Origin of the sequence: Vibrio sp. 1727 (assembly GCF_033344415.1) — a bacterium.
In the GTDB taxonomy this organism is placed as follows: domain Bacteria; phylum Pseudomonadota; class Gammaproteobacteria; order Enterobacterales; family Vibrionaceae; genus Vibrio; species Vibrio alginolyticus.
Map to the genome: position 1 here is coordinate 328,600 of NZ_JAWPOT010000003.1, position 15,895 is coordinate 344,494.

At 44.9% G+C, this 15,895-nt stretch carries 12 protein-coding genes, 1 tRNA gene and 1 pseudogene; 9 read left to right on the plus strand and 5 right to left on the minus strand.

Annotation, left to right across the window (positions count from 1 at the left end; translation table 11 throughout):
- Nucleotides 1–118: 118 nt before the first annotated feature.
- A pseudogene (locus R8O10_RS05845) lies at nucleotides 119–1,132 on the plus strand (GGDEF domain-containing protein).
- A 90-nt stretch (nucleotides 1,133–1,222) separates the two neighbouring features.
- Here the strand turns inward: R8O10_RS05845 and R8O10_RS05850 are convergent.
- A complete protein-coding gene (locus R8O10_RS05850) occupies nucleotides 1,223–1,801 on the minus strand; it encodes a malate synthase (RefSeq protein WP_005374156.1) in 579 nt (192 codons plus the stop codon).
- Between the two features lie 174 nt (nucleotides 1,802–1,975).
- Here R8O10_RS05850 and R8O10_RS05855 point away from each other — a divergent pair, with 174 nt between their 5' ends.
- Entirely contained in the window at nucleotides 1,976–3,532 is a 1,557-nt protein-coding gene (locus R8O10_RS05855; protein ID WP_171344279.1) for a DUF3612 domain-containing protein, read from the plus strand.
- Between the two features lie 387 nt (nucleotides 3,533–3,919).
- Here R8O10_RS05855 and R8O10_RS05860 read toward each other — a convergent pair whose 3' ends face one another.
- A complete protein-coding gene (locus tag R8O10_RS05860) occupies nucleotides 3,920–5,275 on the minus strand; it encodes a diguanylate cyclase (RefSeq protein ID WP_318191200.1) in 1,356 nt (451 codons plus the stop codon).
- Nucleotides 5,276–5,407: 132 nt separating this feature from the next.
- Here R8O10_RS05860 and R8O10_RS05865 point away from each other — a divergent pair, with 132 nt between their 5' ends.
- The gene (locus R8O10_RS05865; RefSeq protein WP_005374161.1) at nucleotides 5,408–6,013 is read left to right on the plus strand and encodes an alpha-ketoglutarate-dependent dioxygenase AlkB family protein; all 606 of its coding nucleotides are present in this window, start codon (nucleotides 5,408–5,410) and stop codon (nucleotides 6,011–6,013) included.
- Between the two features lie 69 nt (nucleotides 6,014–6,082).
- Nucleotides 6,083–7,171 (plus strand): DUF3541 domain-containing protein, encoded by a 1,089-nt coding sequence (locus R8O10_RS05870; RefSeq protein WP_005374164.1) that lies wholly within the window; start codon nucleotides 6,083–6,085, stop codon nucleotides 7,169–7,171.
- Between the two features lie 54 nt (nucleotides 7,172–7,225).
- Here R8O10_RS05870 and R8O10_RS05875 read toward each other — a convergent pair whose 3' ends face one another.
- Nucleotides 7,226–8,434 carry a NupC/NupG family nucleoside CNT transporter gene (locus R8O10_RS05875; protein ID WP_017635515.1) on the minus strand — a complete coding sequence of 403 codons (1,209 nt, stop codon included), beginning with the start codon at nucleotides 8,432–8,434 and terminating at the stop codon, nucleotides 7,226–7,228.
- Nucleotides 8,435–8,994: 560 nt separating this feature from the next.
- On the opposite strand from R8O10_RS05875, the gene R8O10_RS05880 reads away from it, so the two are divergent.
- Together R8O10_RS05880 and R8O10_RS05885 are read left to right on the plus strand one after the other, a co-directional pair.
- Nucleotides 8,995–9,078: transfer RNA gene (locus tag R8O10_RS05880), tRNA-Leu, on the plus strand.
- A 32-nt stretch (nucleotides 9,079–9,110) separates the two neighbouring features.
- Entirely contained in the window at nucleotides 9,111–9,722 is a 612-nt protein-coding gene (locus R8O10_RS05885) for a DUF2913 family protein (RefSeq protein ID WP_005374167.1), read from the plus strand.
- A gap of 78 nt (nucleotides 9,723–9,800) precedes the next feature.
- Here the strand turns inward: R8O10_RS05885 and R8O10_RS05890 are convergent, their stop codons facing one another.
- Together R8O10_RS05890 and R8O10_RS05895 are read right to left on the minus strand one after the other, a co-directional pair.
- Nucleotides 9,801–11,201 carry a tryptophanase gene (locus R8O10_RS05890; protein ID WP_318191201.1) on the minus strand — a complete coding sequence of 467 codons (1,401 nt, stop codon included), beginning with the start codon at nucleotides 11,199–11,201 and terminating at the stop codon, nucleotides 9,801–9,803.
- 298 nt (nucleotides 11,202–11,499) lie between these two features.
- On the minus strand, nucleotides 11,500–12,744 hold the full coding sequence (locus tag R8O10_RS05895; protein WP_318191202.1) for an NADH:ubiquinone reductase (Na(+)-transporting) subunit B: 1,245 nt from the start codon (nucleotides 12,742–12,744) through the stop codon (nucleotides 11,500–11,502).
- 159 nt (nucleotides 12,745–12,903) lie between these two features.
- Between R8O10_RS05895 and R8O10_RS05900 the strand changes: the two genes are divergently transcribed.
- From R8O10_RS05900 to R8O10_RS05910, 3 genes are all read left to right on the plus strand, one after another.
- A complete protein-coding gene (locus R8O10_RS05900; RefSeq protein WP_017635517.1) occupies nucleotides 12,904–14,292 on the plus strand; it encodes a cytochrome ubiquinol oxidase subunit I in 1,389 nt (462 codons plus the stop codon).
- A gap of 10 nt (nucleotides 14,293–14,302) precedes the next feature.
- On the plus strand, nucleotides 14,303–15,301 hold the full coding sequence (gene cydB, locus R8O10_RS05905) for a cytochrome d ubiquinol oxidase subunit II (RefSeq protein ID WP_005374173.1): 999 nt from the start codon (nucleotides 14,303–14,305) through the stop codon (nucleotides 15,299–15,301).
- Nucleotides 15,302–15,475: 174 nt separating this feature from the next.
- The gene (locus tag R8O10_RS05910; RefSeq protein ID WP_318191203.1) at nucleotides 15,476–15,880 is read left to right on the plus strand and encodes a cystatin; all 405 of its coding nucleotides are present in this window, start codon (nucleotides 15,476–15,478) and stop codon (nucleotides 15,878–15,880) included.
- Nucleotides 15,881–15,895: the final 15 nt, after the last annotated feature.

Consider the following 15,895-nt stretch of genomic DNA (forward strand, 5'->3'; position numbering starts at 1 on the left):
CACGATCTTAATCACTCATTTTCTATATAAACTATGCAAAAGTGATAAAAATTAAAGCGACATTAGTTAATATCCGTTAATCTAAGCCCAATCCCATTTTGCTAGTACCATCGCAGAAATGACCGACGAGTTTAAGAAATCAACCGCTAATTTAAAAAAAGCGGTCCCACTGATGATCAAAAACCATGTTGCTGCCACGCCAGCCAACTACGCGCTTTGGTATACCTACGTTGACAAGACCATTCCAGAACTCAACTTTGAGTTAGACACGGTGTTAGAAAACTACGGTATTTGCCCGCCAGCAACCAATTAGCAGCTTTACAACAACTATGTGGCCAGCAAAGCAGAAACCAGCCTTGAAGATCTTAGAACCAATGTAGAAGTTCTGCTACATGAAGTATCCAGTTCAATGAGCGATACGATTTCAGATACTTCCTCCTTTTCTGAGATGGTAGACAAAAGCTTTAATAAACTGGAAAAAGTTGAGGACAATAGCCTAAGCATTGAAGAAGTGATGGTGGTGATTCGTCAACTTGTCGCAGAGTCACACGAAATTCGTCACTCAACAAAGTTTTTGAATAGCCAATTGACTAACGCGAGTGAAGAAATTTCTCGCCTCAAAAACCAATTGGCTGAAGTACAGCAAGATGCGTTGTTCGATGGTTTGTCAAACCTATACAACCGCCGAGCATTTGACAAAGATCTCTCTTCACTTATTGCATCAAATCAGGCAATGACCTTGATCATGCTTGATATCGATCATTTCAAATCATTTAACGACAATTACGGGCACCTTTTTGGCGATACAGTATTAAAAGCCATTGCCCGCCGACTACAACAAAGCTGCCGAGATGGGATATGTGCGTACCGTTTTGGTGGTGAAGAATTCGCGTTAATTGTACCTAACAAATCTCTGCGAATTGCTCGCCAATATGCAGACACACTGCGCCGCATGATAGAAAAGCTGCGTATCAGAGATAAGCGCTCAGGCACACAAGTTCACAGCATTACCGCTTCTTTTGGGGTAGCAGAATTTGAGCCGGGTGATACGCCTGAAGCCTTAATCAATAAAGCCGATAAACAGCTTTATGAAGCAAAACAACTCGGTCGTAACCGCGTGATGCCAATTTAAATAAACTGGCTAAGCGAAAACGACTTTTATGATGAAAAAGAAAACCCCGCGCTGTAAAGTGCGGGGTTTTTATATCCAATCATGAGTATCTTAATCGACGCTGTAACAATAACTTAGAATGTAGTCGTCACCATTTTTTGCGGTATATTCTTTATCTTCACTGCATGCCATCGGCTTACCTTTTTTGTCGCCTTTGATTAGGCTTATCCAATGGCGCATCGCGGTTGGTGCATTGCCAGTTAGTTCAGGATGAAACGTCGTGCGAGTTTCCAATTGAATATCGTCAATGTCCACTAATTCCACGCAACCAGTGCCTTTGTGACAGCCAAACAGCACTTCTACATGATTGCCCGAATCATCTTTAAACAAAATCGACTTTGGATCTTCCTTTTCACCAGTGTACGCCACAAAATGTTTCGGACTTTTCAGGCCGCTATGCGTACCGTCTTTGAAGTAAGCCAATACATGGCGATAATCAATTACGTAACTTGATACGTCTTGGTGCGACCCGTTCTCCAATGGGAACATGCGGTCAAGCAGTTGCTTCGCTTTTACTTGTTTCTCACTCTGCTGCTCGGCACTTACCGCTTCGACGGCAAATACGGCTTCAGCGATAAATGGGCGTTGTTGTTGTTGCATCTCTTTTTTATCGAAGTTCAGCATATTCATCGTCATATCCTCGCACTTAAAAACTCGTCCAAGAGTAAAAACTTAAATCCTTTATTTAAGTTTCAGGCAATTCTGTGAAGTGGATGGTTAATTTCCTTGCCTGCTCATTATGTAGACTAGCGAAATATTGACTACAATTTCACAACAAAAATTTTACAATGTGAATTTTACAAAATGTCTGTGTCAAAAAGCCTTATTCGTCAGTCTCATTTTCTTGGTACGAAAATTCGTAATCTAAGAAAAAACAACCATTTAACGATGGAGGATTTATCTGCCCGTTGTGTAAGAATTAATCCAGAGTACGCTCCTTCGGTTTCTTACCTTTCGATGATTGAGCGCGGAAAACGCGTACCGAGTATCGATATGCTCGAAGTGATCGCGGAAGTTTTTCAAAAAGATCCTGCGTGGTTTTTAGATGATGAACCCGAATTAGAAGCCATCACACCCAACAAAGGGAATCGTGGTGGGATTAGTGGCATGGCGCTGGAGCCGAGCTTCCTGTTCTCCAATGATATTCTTCAAATCGCGATACCAGAAATGCTCTCCCAAACAGGTATCACGGGGCGTCAATTCGCCCACTTACTGATCCGTGCACACCAAGAAAACCATCAAAACCATTTTCCTGATTTAGAGCGCGCCGCCGAAGAGGTCGGCTTGAAGCGGCTGAATCTATCTGTAGAAGATCTCGTAGACATTGCAAAGAGTATGGGATTGGATATCCGCTGGGTAGATCGAGCGCCACAAGATGTGATTGATGAACTGGGCGTCAGCGCCAAACAGTTGATTACGTCTTTCATGGAGCCACCTGGGACTATTTATCTCAATAAACGAATGCGTGACTATCCAACCCGATTGAAGTATGACTTGGCGGTATATATCGGCCATCGAGTGCTCCATAGCAGCGATGCAATGAATAACGTTTTATCTATCGGGCATCAAAACAATTGGGAGCAAATGGACAGCCCTGTGTCGAACTCTGAACTCAATTCGCAAGATATCCTGCAAGCTTGGCGTGATTTTGAGTCCAGCTTTTTTGCTGGTGCCTTGCTTTGCCCCAAAGTACCATTTCGTCAGTTGCTTGACCGCTCCGGTTACGAAATTGATGTTCACAAAAAGGCCGGCGTTTCTCCTTCCGTTGCAATGCGTCGCATGACGGTGGTCTCGCCTTACCCTCATTGGCACTATTTTGATGCCTATGGCCCTGGCAAGTTAAAAGCAGTGTATCGAGGAAACGGTATTCCATTGCCTTGGGGTAACATGCGCAAAGTGAACGACCCTTGCCAGCACTGGGCGGTATTCCGACGCCTTTCCCAGCCTTTGGATACAAGTTCAGCGCAAATTTCGATTTTAAATGTTGGCGACGAGCCACGTATCTACTGCTGCGAATCGGTCAACGTATTTGATCCTGCGGGGAATAATCGCGTGCTATGTGCCGGTATTGATCTTAACCCTGCCATTTCTGCACAAGGTGGCGATGCCGTTTCCATAGCGGAAGAACTTAAGTCCCTTTGTGTCGCTTCCGGCGGAAGTAGTGTTATTCCTCCCCACATCAAAAAAGACTTAACGACTATCGCTAAGATATTAAACATCAACTGGATAGAGCGCGGGATTCAAACCCAAGCAAGGTTAATCTGCTCCAGAGGGGCGGTTTGTCCAAGACAACCTAGTTGTTACAGCAAGTGCGAAGAAGCTGATGAGACGGGCAACGATGTGGATATCATCGGGCTTTAGAAAGAAAAAACGCCAATCACAATAAACGTGATTGGCGGTATATACTTGTGAACAATTTGTATTCACTAACAACGTCAGTTGGCTAGGTGACCCTCGGCTTAATAAGGGTCACTCTAAGTAAAGCACGATGCGTGCCAACTTTAAAAAAGCCGTTTTTTAGTAGATCCAGATGCATATCGTTGCTTTATTAACCATTAATTTCGCAAACTGCATTTGCAAAATGCAACATTATGCAAATATGCCACTAAATGCACTGCTAATAACGACTCTCTCAGCAAAGTGTCTGTGAACATATGAAGTCACATATTCTTGCACCTCAATGATGATGAGATTTCGGGATCCCAACTTTACCATTCCTCTAACCCCTTATTGAAACTGGGTTCAGGCTCATCCGCCATGCTTTTGTTGATACATTCTCTCATCGGCTATTTTCATCATTTGCTCAGGAGATGACATTTGCGGGTCAAATATCGCGTACCCAATACTGGCTTTCAAATAGATAAGCGTTTCATCGTAAATGACGGGCGTCGAGCATAGCGCTAATCGAAGTTTTTGTAGAAGGGACTGAATATTTTCTTCCGTTCCAGGGTGATGGACTACAACTAAAAACTCATCACCGCCCATTCTGGCCACGATGTCTGATTTACGCAGAGAGCTTTTTACCCTTTCAGCCGTAGCGATTAAAACTTTGTCACCTGCGTCGTGACCATAGGTATCGTTAATGTGTTTAAACCTATCTAGGTCAATATTAATTAAGGCGAAGCTATAACGCTTTTTATAACGTTTCGCTATTTCGAACTGCTGCTTGTAAAACTTCATAAAATAGCGACGGTTTGGTAAATTCGTGAGTTCATCGTGTAAAGCTCTGTCATCTGCAATGGTATACAGTCGATAAATGGCGAACAGCGCGAGGCTAAGTGCGAATATAATGGGATAGCCGATTACTCTAGCTAAATGCAACTGATGCCAAGAGATTTGGCGATCAGCTTTGCCTCCAGAGAAAACCACCATACTCCACCCACCATAAGGAAAATGAACCATCTCTTTTGCATATACCATGCTATTTACACTTTGCGCGCCAAAGAAAGCATCACCAAATGAGCCACCGCTATCGTAACCACGGATCATTAAAGGGTAACGATACGAGAAATCAATTACGCCGGTTTCTCTCATCAGAGCATCGAAATCAATCACCGCACTGATCACTCCCCAGTAGTCCTGATTCATTGGAGGATCAAGAAAAACAGGCACACGCACGATCAAACCTCGGCCACCTTGGATCAATGTAACGGGCCCTGCGATGAAAATTTCTTGTACATCCTTGGCTTTTTGCACCTGTACCCACTGCTGTGGCACTGCGCGGTAATCAAGGCCGATTAGGCGCTCATTACCTTGGCGTGGAAATACGTGACTAATTACATCATTTTTCGCGATACCGATGATTGTAATATGTTTACTTTTATTTAGGATTCGGTGAGCGGCGATACTCAATTCTTCTTCTTGGTTTTTAGGAAGTAAAGTAATGAGTGTCGCTAAAGTACTGGCTTTGTAGATATCCGCCATAAGTACCGCTTCCAAATTGGAACGGAGAATGGAAAGTTGTTCTTTGGCCTCAACTTGAACTCGCTCTTTGTGAAGCTCTTGCTGGTTTCGATTTAACAGCTCAATAACCCCAATACACAAAGCGAAAAAGGTGAGGAAGAACAATGCAAAATAGCATCGCTTTCTGGGTAAATAACGCATTTTCTCCCCACAACTCGTATACAACTACGAGATTTTTTATTTATTGTTAAAATTCTTATTATCACAAGAATAACCAATCATAATCAGAAAGGTAACAGTGATTGACAACTTTTATGTTTTAGGTGTGAGATGATGCATCAACAAGGCGATTTATTTGGCGGCGATCTATGGCAAGAAGTAGAAAGAGGAAAACTTTATTATGATCCTCATTTTCTTAGCCATCTTGAGGCGGATAATTACTTTGACCAACTTCGAAAGACACTGCCATGGCACCAAGAACACATTACTATGTTCGGCAAGTCAGTACTTCAACCTCGCTTACAAGCGTGGCACGGTGATGCAGCATATACTTACTCAGGCTTAACCATGCAGCCTCACCCTTGGACTCCTGAGTTAACTCAGCTCAAAGTGCGTTGTGAATCAGTTGCTGATGTCACTTTTAATTCTGTTCTCGCTAACTTATATCGACACGGGCAAGACTCAATGGGCTGGCACCAAGATAATGAACCAGAGTTAGGTAGAAACCCTGTTATCGCATCTTTGAACTTAGGTGAAACACGTCGATTTTTGCTTAGAAATTTACATTGTAAAACTGAGATTGAATATGAGCTTTCTCACGGCTCCTTACTGATTATGGCTGGCGAGCTCCAGCATCACTGGAAGCACTGCGTACCAAAAACCGCGAAAACCAAAGATGAACGTATCAACCTGACTTTTAGGCAAATTTTCAACTATTGACTCAGCTTTTACATTCTCAATTAATATTGATGGTAGGTTTAGGTTCAGGACTTCATAGGGAATGGATTTATGCGTATTAAACCTCTTAGCTTAGCGGTCTTACTCTTTTACTCACTTACCTTTGCTGCTCAGGCATCACAGGAAGACGTACCGCTTCTCGATAATACTCAATCAGCGCAGTTGATTCGTAGTACCTACGAACAAGAACTGTTCACTTTCCCGGCGTTTAAAGAGGGCCATTTTGGCTTACGCATGTACCGCCAAACATTAGATGAGAAATATCACGCTGCCATTTGGACCGACATGGCACAAGTAGCCAGCCGGTTAAACCTATTTGCTAATGAAGTCGTTGAACCAGAAGACATCATTCTCTATTCATCTCAAAGGTTGACCACGTATCAAGAGAAAGAAACCGAACGAGGGCAGCGACGCTATACCGTGACTAAACACCATCCTGAGTACCTTTATCTTGGTGTGGATTTGCTTGGCGCAATGGCAAGAGCAAACGAATATGGCCTACAACATAAACAAGACAAAACGCTGAGAAAAATTATTAGGCGCTACGATTTCTCGCGTTACGTTACGGACAAAGAGATGATAGAGGCATGGGCAGCTCAGCTTGCAAACCAAGTCTACTGGCTTCGTCAGCTAGGAGAGCAAGATGTGGTCGAGGAATTCACTCAAACCTTCCGGAACACCTACCCCGACGATAAAGATAAGATGCTTTCAGCTCAGCAGTATTGGAACAAACTCTATGGTATGACGCACATCATCTTTGCCGATTCACAGTATTATCAGGAGCGAGTAAGCGAGAAGAAACACCAATGGATTTATGATTACTTTCGCAACAACATCGACACTATCCTACTGCGCGCCAAAGAAGACGTGATTGCGGAAGTCGGCATTTCGTTTTTGTTAGCAGGCTTGGACCATGATCCGGTCGTAAAGAAGACCCGCCAAGCCATTCGTCATGCAATCAACGCAGAAAAAGGGATGATTCCGTCGGTCGACGGTAACTTTGATCTCAAGTACGGCGAACACCGTAACGTGCTAGCCATCATGCTGCTCGATTGGAAAGGGGTACATAAAGCGCCAACTTATCAAGAGCACCCAGAGGCTTTTAAATCGATACCTTACGGCTTAATGCCCAAGCCTTAGAAATAACAAAACCCGCCATTTAGGCGGGTTTTGAGTGTGGATCTTCAATCTAAATTAGAGAGAGATAAAAATGCCCGCTAAGCAAGCACTCATCAGGTTAGCGAGTGTACCAGCAGCAACCGCTTTTAGGCCTAGACTTGCAACATCTTTGCGGCGCTCAGGTGCCATCACGCCGATAGAGCCCAACTGAATCGCAATTGAGCCAATGTTCGCAAAACCACACAACGCAAAAGTGATAATAATTTGAGTATGCTCAGACAGTGTCGCTTTGTGCTGCACAAAATCGATAAACGCAACAAACTCATTCATCACCACTTTCTGACCAATGTATGAACCCGCAGCTAGAATTTCGTGGCTTGGCACACCAATCAACCACGCTAGAGGTGCAAACAAATAACCAAAAATCGCTTGTAGCGTTACGCCAGAGAAACCAAGTATCTCACCCAAGTTTTCTAGCCCCGTGTTCACCATCGCGATAACACTCACGAAAGCGATAAGCATGGTACCAACAGCAACGGCAACTTTCATACCGCCCATGGCACCGCTTGCTAGCGCATCAATTACGTTGCTTTCTTCTGATTTATCTAGCTCAATATTGTTGTAATCGCTTGGCGTTTGACGCTCAGGAACGATGATTTTTGCCATCATCAAACTACCTGGTGCTGCCATAAAGCTTGCCGCGATCAAGTATTTGAGGTCGACCCCTAAACCAGCATAACCACCAAGCACACTGCCCGCCACTGAAGCCATACCACCAGCCATCACGGCAAACAGTTCAGAGCGAGTCATGTTAGAAAGAAATGGACGAATAAGAAGTGGTGACTCGCCTTGAGATAAGAAAATGTTCCCTGTTGCAACCAAAGACTCTGCTTTACTCGTACCCAAGAACTTCTGGATAGCGCCGCCAATAAATTGAATCACTTTTTGCATAATGCCCAAATAGTAAAGGGCGGAGATAAGAGCACTGAAGAAGATGATGATAGGAAGGACACGGATAGCGAAGATAAAGCCAGAAGAAGCGAGGTCACCAAAGAGGAATTTAATCCCTTCATCAGCAAAGCTGAGTAGCCCCGCGACACCATTACTTAAACTCGCCAGCGCCGCTTGACCCAACGGGAAATAGAGCACCAAAGCAGCAAACCCCATTTGTAGCATCAAGGCGCGAGATACAGTTTTCCAATTAATGGAAGAACGACCCTCAGAAAGTAGGAAAGCACAACCTAGCAGTGCAACAATACCAAATAGACTAAATAGAACACTCATGAGCTGGACCTACTAAACGTTGAAAAAAAAAAAGAGCCAAAGGAATTGGCAGAAGAAAGGGACAACGCAGCGAGTGATAACTCACTTATAGATCCAGAATGTAGACAGAACGAATAGTTCGACATCTTATTTTTACCTTATACAAGCAATTGAACGTAGCTGGTCCGGTCCGTGGGGTCATTCACTGCTGGCGAGCATGTTGCTTGGCCTGCTCCATGTGACGGCTTGTATGGGTAAGGGTCCTGAACAACTAAACCCTAATTCCCGCTTAAACGGGACGCAAGTATAGCCAACAAAAAGAGATATTCATCACATTTATTTACGCAAACGTTCAAGCGTTCAAAATTTAGGCAAAAGTACTCTTTTGTCGTCATACTATTAATAAAAGTAAGGGCATAAGGATAGGCGTTGATGGTAAAAAACATAAAAGTGACCAATAAATATGCAATCAAACTCGAAAGAGCCAAAATTCGTCATTTTGCTCTCGCCAACAGGTGGATTTTGGTTATACAATTCGCGTTGCTTCTTTCGAGGCCTCTGAGTATTCAGAGCATCATGATGCCGAGATGGTGAAATTGGTAGACACGCTAGCATGAGGTGCTAGTGCCTTTGGTGTGAGGGTTCGAGTCCCTCTCTCGGCACCATTATCCTTCTTCCCTAATTTTGTTCGAGTGTAATGCAAAGTTCTAAGCAGGCAAGACAGTCTACAGATGCTAATCAACTTCTGAGTGAGCTTGCGGTTCACGCTTTATTACACCTGCACTTTAAAATTCACGCGTCCTCGCATGGCCTCTCCCTTAAAGAACGTAATGACTTACTTCAGAAATGGCTGAAACCAAAACTGAAGAGTAATCGCTATAAGCTGATTAAAAAGCCGTTAAAATCTTTGACTCAGCAGGCAAAAGGTGAGAACGGAAATCTGGAAGCATTACTCGAGCGCTGCGTCGGTGCAGACAAACCCAGCAACCCTCAACCCGATCTAGATAGCTACTTGCTGCTGATCAACGAGATTGAGAAGAAACTGGGGACTACCGTGTTATTATCTCGACCGGAAGACGTCGACTTATCTCACGACCAACACGGCTGTTTGCTGTGTGTGCTTTCTGAGAACTTAAATCAGCACTTCGATGATAATAACGCCCTAATCGCTCCTATTTCGATGCTGTTCCGCGGACCAATGAGTCAACGTTCACTTTTTCTTGGCAGCATTTACGCCAGTGGTACCTTCAATTATGAAGTGCAGTATCAAGACGACCAGTTCGTTCGCATCACATTAGAGTTGGCGTAAGTGTAACGCTAAGAAATAAACGAATCGAAAAAGGCCGCGAAACTCGCGGCCTTTTGCTTATCTAGATTTAAACTTGAGTTAATCGAGCTCTTTAAATCGAGCAGTAAAGTGGCGCAGCACTGGTGGCTCGTACTCGAAAGTGAGCCCTTTTAACTCATGTGCACGATTTTTCAGTTCGATAATCGCATCCGCAATGTAATCCATATGATCGTTTGTGTAGACACGACGTGGAATGGTCAAACGCATCAACTCAAGCTCTGACACTTTTTGTTTACCCGTTTCCGGATCTCGACCAAGCAGCAACGATCCTATCTCTACTGCTCGAATACCCGCTTCCAAGTACAAAGCATTACACAATACCTGCGCAGGAAACTGATCCTCTGGAATATGTGGCAAAATCTTAGCGGCATCCACAAACACAGCATGACCACCCGTTGGGTATTGAATCGGAATACCGCCTTCACGTAAGCGCTCACCTAAGTATTGAACTTGGCTAATTCTATAGTGAAGAAAATCCTCATCCGCGGCTTCATACAAACCGCGAGCGAGCGCTTCCATATCACGCCCAGCCATGCCGCCGTATGTTACAAATCCTTCCATGGGTACGCAGCGCGTCTGCACCGCCTGGAACAACTCCTTATGATCACGAATACAACACATGCCACCAATGTTTACCATCGGGTCTTTCTTAGCTGACATGGTGAGCATATCACCGTACTGGTACATCTCACGGATGATTTCCAGAATCGATTTATTCTCGTAACCCGCTTCACGCTGCTTGATAAAGTAGGCGTTCTCACAGTAACGAGCCGAGTCAATCACCACTGGAATATCGTACTTGGTTGCAATCTCGTACACACTGCGCATGTTTTCCATCGACACAGGCTGACCACCGGAGCTATTACAAGTAATCGTGGTGATAATTGCACAAATGTTATGCGAACCGTGCGCTTCAATTGTTGCCACCAGCTTATCGATATCAAAATTGCCCTTCCAATCATAAGGCGTAGTGGTGTCGAATGCTTCTTCCGTTACCACGTTAATCGCTTTACCGCCATTGAGTTCAATGTGACCCGCTGTGGTATCAAAATGGTAGTTCGAGATAAATACTGGCGTTTCGCCACCACGCACCTGACGCATACGCTCAATCAAAGCTGGGAACAAAATTTGCTCGGCACCACGCCCTTGGTGTGCAGGCACGGTGAGCTTATAACCGAAGAAGTGCTCCACTGCATCACACAGGTTGTAGTAATTTCGACTCCCCGCATAGGATTCATCCCCCATCATGATACCAGCCCACTGATTATCACTCATGGCACCAGTGCCTGAGTCAGTCAGCAAATCGATATAAACATCATCACTACGAAGAAGAAATGGATTATAGCCCGCTTCTTTTAACGCGACTTCACGGTCTGCCAAAGTCGTCATTTTGATTGGCTCAACCATTTTGATACGGAAAGGTTCTGGAATACGTTTCATTGTTAATTTCCTTATACGCATTGCCCTACGCAGTTTCACGTAAGACTAAAAAACAAATAGATAGAATGCTTTTCAATGCGATTGCATTGAGGAAATCAACGAGAAGAGATTTTACTAAGAAGAGACAAGCAGTAGTCTAGGTTATACCAGAACGACAGCACCAAACGGCTATCGAGAATATCCTTTATTCTCATCGTCTTCGTCCTCCTGATAAAAATAAAAAGTCAGAAACCCCATGTCTCTGACCTTTTCAATATAGTGCAGTTTTCAATCAATTTTCAGTGAGGTCACCCTCATTTTAAGAAGGTCTCGCCCTTTTCATTCTGCGTTTGATATTACTTTCTTTGACTAGGTAATCGAAAAGTGGCGCGAATAAGTTAGCAAATAGAATCGCTAACATGATGCCTTCTGGATAAGCCGGGTTCAGCACTCGGATAAAAATCGTCATCACGCCGATTAATAGTCCGTATGCCCATTTCCCGTTATTGGTAAAAGCTGCCGAGACAGGGTCTGTCGCCATAAAGAAGGTACCAAACGCAACCCCACCAATCACGAAGTGCCAGTAGAACGGCATGGAGAACATGGGGTTAGAGTCTGAACCGATCGCATTCAATAGTAATGAAGCTCCGATTAAACCGACCAACACGCCCGCAACAATTCTCCACGATGCAATCTTCATAAAGATGAGAACCAAGCCTGTTAGTGCGATCAACAACGTGGAGACTTCACCCATCGAGCCTGGTAAATTACCAACAAAAGCATCTCCCCATGAAATTGGCTCTCCCGTCATATTATTTATCAAAGCACTTTGCCCTCCTTCATACCATTGGCTAAGTGGAGTAGCGCCAGAGTAACCATCAGCCGCGACCCACACGGCACCACCGGACATGTTGGCAGGATAGGCAAAGTATAAGAACGCGCGCCCTGCTAAAGCTGGATTTAGGAAGTTTCGTCCAGTACCACCGAAAATCTCCTTCGCCACAACAATACCGAAAGTGATACCTAAAGCCGCTTGCCATAGTGGAATTGTCGGAGGAAGGATCAGCGCAAAGAGTATAGAGCTGACAAAAAAGCCTTCATTTACCTCATGCTTTCGCACAATAGCAAACAGAACTTCCCAGAAACCACCAACGATAAACACCGTCGCATAAACCGGGAGAAAGTAAGTAGCACCAAGCCACATTTTACTTCCCCACCCCGCTTGTGAAACCGCATCTAACGAGCCCCATACCCAACTCAGTTGCCATGAAGAAACAAGCGCTTGCTGAGCTGAGGCTTGATTCATTCCATACAACAAGGCATCACTCGCTTGCTGGCCTATGTTGTACATACCCCAGAACATGGCAGGGAAGACCGCCAACCACACCATGATCATAATACGTTTTAAATCGATGCTATCTCGAACGTGAGTCATGCCCTGGTTTACCTTACCAGGCGTGTAAAAAATGGTTTCGACAGCTTCGAAAAGTGGGTAGAACTTGTGATACTTCCCACCTGGACCAAACTTAGGTGTCGCTTTCTCAAAGTAATGTTTAAGGCTCATAACGCTCCTCCTTTATCCAAAAGATGGTACGCACATGTGTAAAAAGCGATCGTTTTTTAATCTCTTCGTCTTCCTTCTTCGTATTTCACCTTGTTCGCCACTCTTCTGTCTCCTCTTTAAATCCGGCGAACAGTTTATCCAACGAAAAAGGGACCGCTCATGGACACACTCGCCATTGACCTAGCTAGATTCCAATTTGCCTTTACTGTCTCTTTCCACATTATTTTTCCAGCTTTTACGATTGGTTTGGCAAGTTATCTCGCTGTATTAGAGGGCTTGTACTTAAAAACGGGCAACAAACAGTACATGCAAATCTATAAGTACTGGCTCAAAATCTTTGCCATCAGTTTTGGTATGGGTGTGGTGAGTGGCATCGTGTTGAGCTATCAATTCGGTACTAACTGGAGCGTGTTTGCCGACAAAACAGGCCCAATCCTGGGCCCGCTAATGGGTTATGAAGTTTTTACTGCGTTTTTCCTCGAAGCGGGGTTTTTAGGCGTGATGCTTTTCGGTATGGATAAGGTGGGTAAGAAGCTTCACTTCGCCGCGACTTGTATTGTTGCATTCGGGACGTTTTTGTCTGCGTTTTGGATACTTTCGGTTAATAGTTGGATGCAAACACCAGCGGGCTACAGTATCAACGAAGCCGGACAGTTTATCCCAGAAGACTGGTGGGCGATTGTCTTCAACCCTTCCTTCCCTTACCGGCTCGTTCATATGTTGCTCGCCGCTTACCTTACTACTGCCTTTGTTGTAGCCGGCGTTGCCGCTTATCACTTACTAAAAGCAAACCATAACCCTCTAGCCAGAATTATGTTCTCGATGGCAATGTGGATGGCTGCCATCGTGACACCAATTCAAATCGTTGCTGGAGACATGCATGGTTTAAACACCCTTGAACATCAACCCGCCAAAGTCGCCGCGATGGAAGGGCACTATGAGTCTCACCAAGGCGCGCCATTGATCCTCTTCGGTATCCCTAACGATGAAGAAAAACGCATGGAATACGCACTGGAAATCCCCAAACTCGGTAGTTTGATTTTAACTCATGACCTCAACGGTGAAGTGAAGGGATTAGATGCTTTTCCAGAGGAGGAACACCCTCCTGTCTCTATCGTTTTCTGGTCTTTCCGAGTCATGGTCGCGCTTGGTTTTGGCATGCTTGTTATTGGTTTGTGGAGCCTTTGGCTAAGAAAACGTCGCAAACTTTTTGATTCGAGGGCACTTCAACGTATTTGTGTGCTGTTTGCCCCAGCGGGGTTCATTGCAGTTTTAGCAGGCTGGATAACTACCGAAGTCGGTCGACAGCCTTACACCGTATACGGTCTTTTAACCACAGCCAATTCGGCATCGCCTATTGATGCCGCCGCGGTGAGCGTCTCCCTGACGGCGTTCATCGTGGTTTACTTTGTGGTTTTTGGAGCTGGCTTCTTCTATCTCCTACGCTTGATGCGCAAGTCTCCAACTCGATATGAAGAAGGTCTAGATAGCCGACTTCCTGATGGCACGAAAACCGATGCCATCACACACTCTAACCATCTAACCTAGGAGCTAACTCATGGATTACGCATTAATTTGGTACGCTTTGATTGGGCTCGCCGTTCTGATTTATGTCGTGTTAGATGGCTTTGATCTCGGTATTGGTATCCTATTCCTCAGCGCTAATGACGATGAAGAGCGCGACATGATGATGAACAGCATCGCTCCTGTTTGGGATGGGAATGAAACTTGGCTAGTTCTTGGCGGTGGTGGGCTTTTTGCCGTGTTCCCCCTCGCCTACGCGGTCATTATGCCAGCACTCTATGCTCCTCTGATTTTAATGCTGCTCGGATTAATTCTGCGCGGGGTTTCTTTTGAGTATCGCTTCCGAACACAACGCGGAAAGTTTTTATGGGATAGCGCTTTTTTCATTGGTTCACTCACCGCAGCATTGATGCAAGGCATTATGCTCGGAACCCTGCTCCAAGGTATAGAGGTTAGTGAACGAGCATACGCAGGTGGATGGTTTGATTGGCTTTCGCCATTTAGCGTATTTTGTGGCCTGGCGCTTGTTTGTGCTTATATCCTGCTCGGTTCATGCTGGTTATTAATCAAGCTTCCAGAAGAGCTGATGGGGCGCTATTACGTGGTCGCGCGACGATGGGGACTAGCGATGGTAGCCTGTATATTTATCGCCAGTTTGTGGCTGCCATTGAGCCAAAATATCGTCTTTGAACGTTGGTTCTCATTACCAAACTCACTACTGTTTTTCATATTACCAATTATTGCAGCGGCACTCATTTGGCAGCTATTCAAAGCCTTACTCGACCACAAAGCCGTCCGAGCCTACGTTCTTGCGATCGGCCTGTTTCTTGTGTCCGCGATGGGTTTCGGTGTCAGTACATTCCCTTACTTGGTCCCATTCGCACTCACTTATCAAGACGTCGCTGCGCCAGACAAAAGTTTGGCATTTTTACTTGCCGGTGCGGTGGTATTACTTCCTCTGATCATAGCCTACACGGCTTATTCGTACTGGGTTTTCCGCGGCAAGATGAAACGTGGAGAAGGATATCACTGATGAAACTAAAACCCATTTTGTGGTTCATTGGCATTTGGCTGGCAAGCGTGGTCGCCTTGTTTGTTATCAGTTCGTTGATACGAACTGCGATATTGTAGGCCCGGAGTCAACTGCACCACATCTGAAGCTATTGAGGTCTATACTCAAGCAAGAGTAAAACAACGGAGTGTTTTCATGACCTTAAAGCAGTTTCTGGTAACTTTGATTCTTTTGACGGTTCCACTGTTTTCACCAAATGCATTGGCCGTAGACAAGCAGATGTCATCCGCCATGAAAAGTAAAATGCGGTCTATTTGCTCCGCAACAAACGAGCAGGGTCATTGGCAACTTGCTGAGGCAACTCCTGACGCCAGACGCTCACTCAACATGGTGCTTTATCAAATGAATGCCGATGATAAATTGAGAGCAATTCATGAGGTGAGAACCAAAATGGTCGGCGGCACCCATTATGCGTTTGAGTTCGAGTTGCAAGATGGTCAAGTCTGGAATGCAATTGTATTGCACAGTGCTCGCGGCGATTACATGATCGAGAGACACGCCAAGAAAGGCGAACTCTGCCCTAAAGATGGCAACCCCTAATTCCCAGATTCAAAT

What these genes read in the sequence shown, in the direction of transcription:
- R8O10_RS05850 (WP_005374156.1), bottom strand. Translation starts at nt 1,801, where the DNA reads ATGAATATGCTGAACTTCGATAAAAAAGAGATGCAACAACAACAACGC.
- R8O10_RS05855 (WP_171344279.1), top strand. Translation starts at nt 1,976, where the DNA reads ATGTCTGTGTCAAAAAGCCTTATTCGTCAGTCTCATTTTCTTGGTACG.
- R8O10_RS05860 (WP_318191200.1), bottom strand. Translation starts at nt 5,275, where the DNA reads ATGCGTTATTTACCCAGAAAGCGATGCTATTTTGCATTGTTCTTCCTC.
- R8O10_RS05865 (WP_005374161.1), top strand. Translation starts at nt 5,408, where the DNA reads ATGCATCAACAAGGCGATTTATTTGGCGGCGATCTATGGCAAGAAGTA.
- R8O10_RS05870 (WP_005374164.1), top strand. Translation starts at nt 6,083, where the DNA reads ATGCGTATTAAACCTCTTAGCTTAGCGGTCTTACTCTTTTACTCACTT.
- R8O10_RS05875 (WP_017635515.1), bottom strand. Translation starts at nt 8,434, where the DNA reads ATGAGTGTTCTATTTAGTCTATTTGGTATTGTTGCACTGCTAGGTTGT.
- R8O10_RS05885 (WP_005374167.1), top strand. Translation starts at nt 9,111, where the DNA reads ATGCAAAGTTCTAAGCAGGCAAGACAGTCTACAGATGCTAATCAACTT.
- R8O10_RS05890 (WP_318191201.1), bottom strand. Translation starts at nt 11,201, where the DNA reads ATGAAACGTATTCCAGAACCTTTCCGTATCAAAATGGTTGAGCCAATC.
- R8O10_RS05895 (WP_318191202.1), bottom strand. Translation starts at nt 12,744, where the DNA reads ATGAGCCTTAAACATTACTTTGAGAAAGCGACACCTAAGTTTGGTCCA.
- R8O10_RS05900 (WP_017635517.1), top strand. Translation starts at nt 12,904, where the DNA reads ATGGACACACTCGCCATTGACCTAGCTAGATTCCAATTTGCCTTTACT.
- cydB (WP_005374173.1), top strand. Translation starts at nt 14,303, where the DNA reads ATGGATTACGCATTAATTTGGTACGCTTTGATTGGGCTCGCCGTTCTG.
- R8O10_RS05910 (WP_318191203.1), top strand. Translation starts at nt 15,476, where the DNA reads ATGACCTTAAAGCAGTTTCTGGTAACTTTGATTCTTTTGACGGTTCCA.